Below are 9,660 nucleotides of genomic sequence, written 5' to 3'. Positions count from 1 at the left end.
TCGGGCGACTTTCCTGTCGAAGGAGACGCCTCTTCATGACCCCCCTGCTCAATTCCCTGATGGTGCGCGCGGCCGACGCGCCCGTCATCAAGCCGGCCGTGGAGCTGGGAACTCCGCTGCTGCTGACAATCGCGGCTGCCGGCGTCGCCCTGCTGCTGATGATGATCATCCGGTTCAAGATCCAGGCCTTCGTGGCCCTGCTGACCGTCAGCATCCTGGTGGCCGTGGCCGCACAGATCCCGCTCAAAGACGTGTTCACCGTGGTTGCCGCTGGAGTGGGAGGCACCATGGGCAAGGTCGCCCTCCTGATCGCGCTCGGCGCGATCCTGGGGCGGATGATCGAGGTCTCCGGCGGCGTGCAGTCCCTCGCGGCGCACTTCACCGCCAAGCTCGGCGCCCGGCGAGTGGCCGTGGCCCTCACCGGGGTTGGCTTCCTTGTGGCAATCCCGGTGTTCTTCGAGGTGGGCATCATCGTGCTCGTACCGATCGTCTACGCCTTCGCGAAGATCGCCAACGTGCACCCGGTCAAGTTCGGCCTCCCCATGGCCGGCATCATGCTGTCCATTCACGTGGCTGTGCCTCCGCACCCGGGCATCGTGGCCGGTGCCGGGGTGTTCGGCGCCGACATCGGACTGATCACCCTCATCTCGCTGCTCATCTGCATCCCGCTCGGCTTCCTGTCCTACTGGGTTGCCAGCATCATGAACAGCAGGGATTACGAGCTGCTGCCCGCCGTCAAAGCCCAGGTGGACGAGTACGGTTCAGACTCCCTGGTGCGCGTGGGCCACGAAGGTCCAGGTGCCCACGCCGTTGCCCCGCCGCGTCCGGCCCTGATCATCTTCCTCATCGCTGCCCCGATCGTGCAGATCCTGATCGGCACCCTGGGCACCCTCACCATTCCCAAGGACAACGGCTGGTACGGCCTGGCCGCCTTCATCGGCAACCCGTTCTTCGCCCTGCTGGTGGCCGTGGCACTCTCCTTCTTCCTGCTGGCCGTCCGTCGCAACTGGTCACTGAAGGAAACCGGCGAAATTTTCGAAGGCGCGCTGCCTCCCATCGCGTCCATCCTCATGGTCGTCGCGGCCGGCGGTGTGTTCGGCGAGGTCCTGCGGACCTCCGGTATCGGTGCAGCCCTGTCCCAGACGCTGGACCACCTGGGCCTGCCGGTCATCGTTCTTGGTTTCATCATTTCCCTTGCCCTCCGCGCCGCCCAGGGCTCAGCCACTGTCGCGATCGTCACGACCACCGGCCTGCTGACCTCCGCCGTTGCCGGCGGCGGCTACTCGCCGGCCCAGATCGCCGTGATTGTGATCGCCATCGGCTTCGGTGCCCTCGGCCTGTCCCACGTGACCGACGCCGGATTCTGGACCGTCGTGCGCTACTACGGCCTGACCGTCTCCGACGGCCTCAGGACCTGGACGGTGCTGACGACTATTCTCGGGCTCGCCGGCTTCGCGCTGACGTTCGTGGCCTGGATCCTGGTGGGGGGCTTGAGCGCCTGATGCGTACCCAACTCGATCACCTTGTGGCCTCAGCCCTCCAGCAGGGCTCCGCTGTCCCTGCCTTCACCTGCTACGACTTCACCACCGCGCTCGCCGTGGTGGCGGCGGCCGAGGAATCCGGCCGGGGCGCCATCCTGCTGGTCGCGCCGAAGACCGCGGCCACGCCCAACGGGCTGCGGCTGATCGCCGCTCTCCGCGGACTCGCCGACGCCGCCGGCGTTCCGATTGCCGTGCAGCTCGATCACGCCACCGACCCGCAGGTGATCGCCGACGCCGTCAGCGCCGGGGCCGACTCGGTGCTGGTCGACGGGTCCTCGCTGCCCTATGAGGACAACATCGCCCTGGTCCAGGGCGTCCGGGCGGCCTTGGCGGCGCAGGGCAGCGCCGACGTCGTAATTGAAGCCGAACTTGGCGGACTCGCCGGTGACGAGGACCGGGCCTTCGGGACCGACGTGGCGGAGGAACCCGCCGGCCTCACCGACTCCGCCCAGGTGGAGGACTTCGTGGCCCGCACCGGGGCGCAGCTGCTCGCCGTAGCCGTGGGCAACGTCCATGGCAAGTACACGGGGGAGCCCCGGCTGCGCTGGGACGTGCTGCAGGACATCGCCGTGCGGACCCGGATTCCGCTGGTCCTGCACGGCGCCTCGGGCATCCCGGCCGAGGAACTGGTCAAGGCCGCCGCCATGAACGTGGGCAAGGTCAACTTCAACACCGAGCTGCGCACCGGCGTCCTGGCGGTCCTTGAGGAACAGACCGCCGCCCACCGGGCCGACGGCGAGAACCTCCAGGCGCTGCTGGGCCACTGGGATGCATCAGCGCGGACGTTCGCCGCAACTGCCCTGGCCACACTCTCCCGCTGACGGCCTGTTCAACCCGCAACCGGCGGAACGGGAGGCTGGGATCGAACCATGATCCTGGCCTCCCTCGGCATGCTGGAGCTGCTTAGCGCCTGAACACCGGCACGGAACTGGGCCAAACTGCTCTGGCCGTCAAGGCGCCCCAGGGCCGACAATGATGCGACACAGCCGGCCTTCCCAGGGGGCGCCATGGTTCCACAGCAGCGGTCAGCCGGCGGCCCGGCCCCGATGCCGGACCGCGACCCGGTGATCGACCTTGTCCGGTTCTTCTGCCTGGCATTGGTGGTGGTCGCGCACACGATGATGGTCAGCCCGGTCCTGCACCCGGACGGCACCGTGACCACCGAGAACATCCTGGGCGATCAGCACTGGTTTGAGCCGGTGGTGTGGGTCTTCCAGATCATGCCGCTGTTCTTTGTGGCCGGCGGGATCACCGGTCTGCACTCCTGGCAGCGGCTGCGCGCCAGGGGCGGCAACGCCTTCGATTTCATGCAGGGCCGGTTGCTGCGCCTGATCCGTCCGGCTGCCGTCCTGCTGGCTGTCATGTTCATCGCCCTGTCCGCTGCCCGCCTGGCAGGGGTTGACGCCCAGGTCATCGAGCTGCTGACCAGCGGAGCCGGAATGCCGCTGTGGTTCCTGGCCGCGTACCTCGCCGCGCAACTCAACCTTCCCTGGCTGGCGGCTCTCCACTCGCGCGCGCCGTGGCTGACCCTCGCCGGGCTGACCTCCCTGGTGGTGGCGGTCGATTGCCTGCGGGGAGTGCTGCCGCCGCTGGCCTACCTGAACATGGTGTTCGTGTGGTGCGCCGTGCAGCAGCTCGGATTCATCGTGGCAGACGGCGAGCGGCTGCTGCCGGGCCGGCCGGCGCATTTTGGCATCATGGTTGCCAGCAACATGCTGCTGGGGCTGATAGTGCTGCTGCGGCTGTACTCCGGGAACATGCTGGTGAACCTCAATCCGCCGAACGTGACGCTGCTGCTCCTGGGCATCTCCCAGGCCGCCGCCCTCCAGCTCTTCCGGCCGGGGTTGTCCCGGATCGCGTCCCTGGCCGGCGTGCGGCGGATGATGGGCGTGGCCGGCCGGCGGTCCATGACCGTCTACTTGTGGCACCTGCCCCTGCTGGCGGCGATGTCCGGGCTGCTGCTGCTGACGGATTTTCCCCAGCCGGCCGGAGGAAGCGCGGCCTGGTGGTGGGGGCGGCCCCTGGTGCTGATGGGCGTCATCGCGCTGTTGCTGCCGGTGCTGGCGCTGTTTGGCAGGCTGGAGGAGCGGCCGACGGCGTCCGGCCCGGCGCAGAGCCGCCCGGCGGCCGCCGTGCTGCTGGCCGCGGTCGCCGTTTTTGTCCCGGCGGTCAACGCGGCGCTCAACGGGCTCATGCTTGGGCTCCTCGGCGGGGGTGCCGCCTGCTTCGCGCTCGCCGTCGTGCTCCTGGGACGGATTCCTATCCGGCTGACCACCCCACATGACGGGCAGAGCGGATCTGAACCGCCATTGCCACGCCCGCCATTAAGTGCCAATGTCGAACCATGACGGAGAACTCGGCAACCACGGAAGACACCTTCGCCCCGGACGTCTCCACCATCAGAAACGACGAGCTGCACCGCTACGAACTCCGTGTCGGCGGCAAGCTGGCCGTCCAGGTGCGTTTCATCGACAGGCCGGGCCATATCGACTTCATCCACACGGATACGGCTGAGCAGTTCCAGGGCCAGGGGCTCGCCAAGGTGCTGGCGCACTTCGCCCTCGATGACGTCGTTGCCTCCGGCAAGCGGATCATCCCGAATTGCCCGTTCATGTACCGCTACCTGCGCAAACATGAGTCGTACCACCAGTATGTGGACTGGCCCGAGCGGGTACCTGAGGGGGCCTGAACGCCTGATCCGGCAGGCCCGGATCTGTACGGGTGCCGGGCCCGCTTGTGAGCCGGAGAACAACCTCGTAAAGTTTGAGCAGAGTTATGCAGTTGGCTCTTGGACAGGTCCCTTTGGAGAACCCCATGAACCATAAACTGCGTGTGTTTGTCCGGATGGACATCGATCCCGCCCGTGTCACGCTCGAAATTACCGGCTGCGTCGCCCCGTCGGATTCGGCTGCCCTCATGCATATCGTGCGTCGCGCCGGCCGCATCGGTGCCGGGGACGAGGTGATCGTAGACCTCCACGGCACGTCCCACCTGGACCCGGATGTGCTGCTGGACCTCCGGCGGCTCGCGGATGCCAGCCCCTTGCCGTTTCCGGAGCCCCAGGATGCCGTGGACCCCGGAGCGGCCGTGCCATTCCGCCTCACCCTCGAGGAACCGGCTGAGCTGCCTATCTGCCTCCTCCACGTCGGCGCCGACGCCGAAGTCCTCGCCGGACTCGACGCCGGTCTCAACTCCGGGCTCGACACGGGCCTGGACTCCGACCTGGACTCCGGGCTTGGGGCTGCCAACATTCCGCTGGCCACGGAGGCCGGCATCGTCAGTGACCTTGGCGCCATGGACGGGCTGGCGCTTTCGGAGTACTTCGAGGACACACTGGATCCGGCGGCCACGGTCCGGGCCCTGTCCGACACTGCCCTGTGCCGGCTCGCCGACGCCCTGTACCGCCACCTCGACACCAGCAGTCCGTCGTACGGAGCGCACACCTGGTATGAACTCGCGGCCGAAGAGCTTCAGAACCGCCACCTGGCCGATGGTGACGGCCTGGCGGAGGGCGACGGCCAGACGGGGGACGAAGTGGCGTCGGACACGGCCTTTGCCTGAGCCGGTACACCGCTAGGCTGTCGCTATGAATCCACAAACAGCGTCCACTCCGGACACCACCGCTCTCATTACGGGCGCCACGGCAGGCCTGGGCGCCGAGTTCGCCCGCCAATTGGCCGAACAGGGCCACCGCGTGGTGCTCGTGGCCCGGGACGCTGGCCGCCTCGCGGCCACTGCGGCGGAGCTGGAGAACAGCTACGGGGCCGGGGCGGAGACGATCGCCGCGGACCTGACCGACGACGCCGGGATTGCCGCCGTCGTCGCCCGCCTCACCGATCCCGCACGGCCGGTGGAGATCCTGGTCAACAATGCGGGAATCGGTTTGTTGCGGTCCTTCGAGGACAACGACATTGCCGAGGAGAAGAAGCACCTGAAACTCCATGTCGAAACCGCCATGGAGCTCAGCCACGCCGCCCTGCAGGGCATGCTCGCGCGCCGGTCCGGCAGGATCATCAACGTCGCCAGCGTGGCGGCCTTCCTGCCCCGCGGAACGTACTCCGCAGCGAAGGCCTGGCTGCTGAGCTTCTCGCGCTCAGCCAACATGGCCTACGCGGCGCGCGGGGTAAAGGTCACCGCGGTGTGCCCCGGCTTCACCCACACCGAGTTCCACGACCGGATGGGGATGGACAAGACCGTGACGCCGCGCTGGATGTGGCTCGAGGCGCGGCAAGTGGTCAGCGAGGGCCTGGCGGACAACGCTAAGGGCAAGGCCGTCTCCATCCCCAGCAAGCGCTACAAGGTCCTGACCTCGGTTTCACGGGTGCTGCCGTCAAAGCTCGTCGCTGGGCCGGCGCGGCGCGCCAAGTAGGCGCCGGGCACATCAGGGCATAGCCAGGCGCCCGCGCCGTATCAGCACGACCACCAGAATCCCGACGGCGGCGCCCACGCCGGTCTCTACGGCCCGTTCGGCTATCAGGACGCCGGGATCGGTCGGCGCCGCCAGCTGTCCGACCAGCAGGATCACCGGGGTGAAGGACACCATGGCCAGGCCATAATGCCGGGTCATGAACAGTTCGGTGCTGAACTGCAGGACGATCACCAGGCAGACCAAGACGGCGGCCTCCTGTCCGGGGAAGGCCAGCAGCGGCGAGCCCGGCCACGGGAACAGGATGGCTGCAACCACCACCAGGCCCACGAGGGTGCCGACAATCCGGTGGACGCCGCGGTACACGCTGCTGGGCAGATCCGCGCCGGAAAGCGGCACCGCCGCCGCGGCCATGGCCCAATGCGGGTGGCCGCTGCCGCTGAGGACCCCGAGGGTCCCGGCGGCGGCGACAGCGCTCACGTAACGGGCGGCATGCAGCCACACCGCCCGGCGGCCTGCCCCGCTCAGCACCGTGACGTCCCGCCGCCAACCTCGCTGCCAGGTGCGGCCCCGGAACCAGCCGCCAAAGCCGATCACGATCGAGAACGCGGCCGATCCCGCGGCGATGAGAACAGCCGTCTGCCAAGGGACTGCGGCCGGAACAGAAGCGCACGCGCCCAGGGCCAGGATCCCGAAGAAGGGGCCGGCCGGTTTCAGGGCCGTCCTGTCCGTGAACAGCGAAGCCACGCCGGCAAACGCGGCCTCCGCGATCACCAGGGCCCACGAATGAATGTGATGGACGGAGAGGAAGACGCCGACCCCCACACCGCTGAGCAGCAGGACAGCCGCCTGGCCTTGGTGGCGGAGCCGGAGCTGATGGGGCTCGGTGCGGCCGTACATGCCCGTCAGCGCGCCGAAAACGGCGTAGCCGGTCAGCTCGGGGCGCCCTGCCGCCAACAGCACCAACGACGGAACGGCCACGCTGATCGCCACCCGCCAGGCCGACACGTGGTCCTTGTTGGCCGGGGCCAGGCTGTGCAGCGAACGGATGTGGTGCAGCAGGGTCATCACAACTGCCTCTCCGTTTTCGGTGTTTTTCCCCGGGGCCCCGGGTCCCCGGGGACTGAAAGTGGTGTGGACACGCCTAAGGCCTGTTCCGGATGCTCCCCCAACGGGTAAACATACGGAACAGGCCTCGAAGGGCGGGGCTGTCAGCTACGTAGCCTGGGCTACCGCTGCCGGGACCGGTCGGACCGGGCAGGTCAGACTGAGGCCGGAACTTTCTCGGCTTCCCCGCGCCCTGCGGTGGCCGGTGCGACCATGGGCATATCCATGTGCTCAAGGTCGATCAGCGGGTTCTCGTCCTGCGTCGCGACCAGTTCCCGGGCCTCGGCCTGGGTGTCCACGCTCGGCATGGAGCCAGGCAGCGGCATCTGGGCGGATTCCTTGAGGAAGTAGATCGCTACGGCGCCGATCGCCGAGGTGGCCATCAGGTAGTAGGCCGGCATCATGTCGTTGCCGGTTGCGGTGATCAGGGCAGCAACGATGAACGGCGTGGTGCCGCCGAAGATGGCCACCGAGAAGTTGTACGCGATGCCCATGGCGCCGTAGCGGCTTGCCGTCGGGAACTGGGCCGGCAGGGCCGAAGCCAGGTTGGCCACGTAGAACGTCACCGGGAATGCAATCAGGGAAAGGCCGGCCAACGTGGACCAGACTTCGCCGATGCCGATCAGGAGGAACGCGGGGGTGGCCAGGACCACCGTGCTGATGGCGCCGATCCACAGCACGGGGCGGCGGCCGATCCGGTCAGAAAGCTTGCCGGTCAGCGGGATGCAGAGGCTCATGATGACCAGCACGGGGATGGTCAGCAGCGTGCCGTGCAGCTCGTCGTAGCCCTTGGACTCCGTGAGGTACGTCGGCATGTAGGAGGTCAGTGCGTAGCCGGCGGTGTTTGCTGCCGCTACCAGGATCATCGCGACGATGAGGGAGCGCCAGTACGCCTTCACGATGCCCACCGGGCCCTTGGAGGCTGCGGTGTCCGAGGCGGTTGCGTCCTTGGCGAGGCTCTCCTGGGCATCCAGGGTTGCCTGGAACTGCGGCGATTCCTCGATCTTGCTCCGGAAGTACACGGCGATCAGGCCGAGCGGGCCGGCAATGAGGAACGGGATGCGCCAGCCCCACTGCTCCATGGTGTCCTGGCCGAGGGTCAGCTGCAGCACCGACACGAGGGCTGCGCCAAGGGCGAAGCCGAGGTAGCTGCCCATGTCCAGGAAGCTGGCGAAGAATCCGCGGCGCTTGTCAGGGGCGTACTCGCTCACAAAGGTCGTGGCGCCGGCGTATTCACCGCCGGTAGAGAAGCCCTGGATAACTTTGAACAGGACCAGCAGGACCGCAGCCCAGATGCCGATCTGCGCGTAGCCGGGCAGGAGCCCGACAGCAAAGGTGCTGGCGGCCATGATCATCAGGGTCGTGGCAAGGACCTTCTGGCGGCCGATCTTGTCGCCAAGCCAGCCGAACACGACTCCGCCGAGGGGGCGGGCGATGAAGGTGGCGGCGAAGGTTCCCAGCAGGAACAGGGTCTGGACGGACTTGTCCGCCTCCGGCAGGAACACCGGTCCCATGGTGGTGATCAGGTAGCCGAACACGCCGACGTCGTACCACTCCATGGTGTTACCCACGATGGTGCCGCCGAGCGCCTTCTTGAGCATCGGCTGGTCGACAACGTTGACGTCGGACTCGCGGAGTCGACGGCGACGTAGCTTTGGTTTCTTCACACCCTTGGGCGCGCCTTGGTTGGTTCCGCTGGCGTTAATAACGCCTGCTGAAGAGTCGGTCGTGCTTCGGTCTGTGGGCATTTGGGCCACTCCTATGGAGGTCATTTGCTTGCGACTTGTAGCTGCCCCGCTCTGGGCAGGCTTTCAATTTTACGGGATTTCTCTGGAGTTTCCGAGTTTGGTGCCGTATGATCGCTCATTTCGGGTGGCATTTGGGGCCACTCCGCTATTTTCTTTTGCCCCGTTTCGCCGCGCGATTACTGGGAACCGGCGATCCCGGCGGCGCCGCGGCCAAAATTTTCCGCACCAGCCCTTGCAAACGCGGATTTTTGGGCGGAATTCGGGCCAATGGAGAGTCAGCCACAGCCACTACAGACATCTCATCCGTGCAGTCCTACGATTGATGGACACTTCACTTCACAGCGGTTATTACAGCGGAAAGGAAGATCAATGGCGGACCATCAATTCGGAGAAGAAATCGAGCCCGAGGTCGCGGGCCATCTGGCGCAGTCCATGGCTGACGCGCCCGGACCGGAGACCCTGCACCATGCTCCCCCCGGGGCGGGCCAAGGACAGCAATGGCCGGACGGCAGTGGCAAGCAGCGTCACCCCAAGGACCGCGATACCGCCCGCGGGCGGCAAGGCCAGCAGGTGGCCACTGGAGCCATGCACCGGCAAAGCCGTCCACAGATGCCCCACCACGACTAGCCCCATCACAACCGGCCCCCTAACTAGGGGCCGGCGGCAGGGTCGACCACGACGTCGGCTGGCGTCTTATCCAGGCGCCAGCCGCGCCACACCGGGTGCCGGAGCTTCCCGGTGCCGGTCCATTCCCCGAAGGTGACCTCGCCGACGAGTTTTGCACTCACCCAGTTGGCGTCTGCGGCGTCGGCGTGGGGCACCTCCCGGAACGGGGAGGTCTTCCGCGGCAGGGCGTCCAGTTGTTGCCTGAGTTCCTTGAGTTCACGGTCGCTGAAGC

General features: G+C 67.2%; 10 protein-coding genes. 7 read left to right on the top strand and 3 right to left on the bottom strand.

The features are described 5' to 3' along the window. Nucleotides 1-35: 35 nt before the first annotated feature. From LQV16_RS21540 to LQV16_RS21515, 6 genes are all read left to right on the top strand, one after another. Complete coding sequence (locus LQV16_RS21540) at nt 36-1,502, top strand: GntP family transporter (RefSeq protein WP_229995898.1); 1,467 nt, start codon at nt 36-38, stop codon at nt 1,500-1,502. After that, on the top strand, nt 1,502-2,362 hold the full coding sequence (locus LQV16_RS21535; protein ID WP_229995897.1) for a class II fructose-bisphosphate aldolase: 861 nt from the start codon (nt 1,502-1,504) through the stop codon (nt 2,360-2,362). Before LQV16_RS21540 ends, LQV16_RS21535 begins: the two co-directional genes overlap by 1 nt. A 186-nt stretch (nt 2,363-2,548) precedes the next feature. Then, nucleotides 2,549-3,889 carry an acyltransferase gene (locus LQV16_RS21530; RefSeq protein WP_229995896.1) on the top strand — a complete coding sequence of 447 codons (1,341 nt, stop codon included), beginning with the start codon at nt 2,549-2,551 and terminating at the stop codon, nt 3,887-3,889. Next, nucleotides 3,886-4,230 (top strand): GNAT family N-acetyltransferase, encoded by a 345-nt coding sequence (locus LQV16_RS21525; protein WP_229995895.1) that lies wholly within the window; start codon nt 3,886-3,888, stop codon nt 4,228-4,230. The genes LQV16_RS21530 and LQV16_RS21525 overlap by 4 nt, the downstream gene beginning before the upstream one ends. A 125-nt stretch (nt 4,231-4,355) precedes the next feature. Next, nucleotides 4,356-5,102, top strand: a complete 747-nt coding sequence (locus tag LQV16_RS21520) for a hypothetical protein (protein WP_229995894.1) — start codon at nt 4,356-4,358, stop codon at nt 5,100-5,102. A 25-nt stretch (nt 5,103-5,127) separates the two neighbouring features. Beyond that, nucleotides 5,128-5,910, top strand: a complete 783-nt coding sequence (locus tag LQV16_RS21515; protein ID WP_229995893.1) for an SDR family NAD(P)-dependent oxidoreductase — start codon at nt 5,128-5,130, stop codon at nt 5,908-5,910. A 12-nt stretch (nt 5,911-5,922) separates the two neighbouring features. Here the strand turns inward: LQV16_RS21515 and LQV16_RS21510 are convergent, their stop codons facing one another. After that, nucleotides 5,923-6,975 carry an FUSC family protein gene (locus LQV16_RS21510; protein WP_229995892.1) on the bottom strand — a complete coding sequence of 351 codons (1,053 nt, stop codon included), beginning with the start codon at nt 6,973-6,975 and terminating at the stop codon, nt 5,923-5,925. Nucleotides 6,976-7,169: 194 nt separating this feature from the next. Continuing rightward, on the bottom strand, nt 7,170-8,762 hold the full coding sequence (locus tag LQV16_RS21505; protein ID WP_229995891.1) for an MFS transporter: 1,593 nt from the start codon (nt 8,760-8,762) through the stop codon (nt 7,170-7,172). A gap of 369 nt (nt 8,763-9,131) precedes the next feature. On the opposite strand from LQV16_RS21505, the gene LQV16_RS21500 reads away from it, so the two are divergent. Then, nucleotides 9,132-9,389 (top strand): hypothetical protein, encoded by a 258-nt coding sequence (locus tag LQV16_RS21500; RefSeq protein WP_229995890.1) that lies wholly within the window; start codon nt 9,132-9,134, stop codon nt 9,387-9,389. 23 nt (nt 9,390-9,412) lie between these two features. Here LQV16_RS21500 and LQV16_RS21495 read toward each other — a convergent pair. Then, a partial coding sequence (locus LQV16_RS21495; RefSeq protein WP_229995889.1) for a hypothetical protein occupies nt 9,413-9,660 on the bottom strand: 248 nt, incomplete at its 5' end.

Source organism: Arthrobacter sp. Bi26, from assembly GCF_918697925.1.
GTDB lineage: Bacteria > Actinomycetota > Actinomycetes > Actinomycetales > Micrococcaceae > Arthrobacter.
The sequence above is the reverse complement of the archived record's forward strand: the minus strand, read 5'-3'. Positions and strand labels throughout refer to the sequence as shown.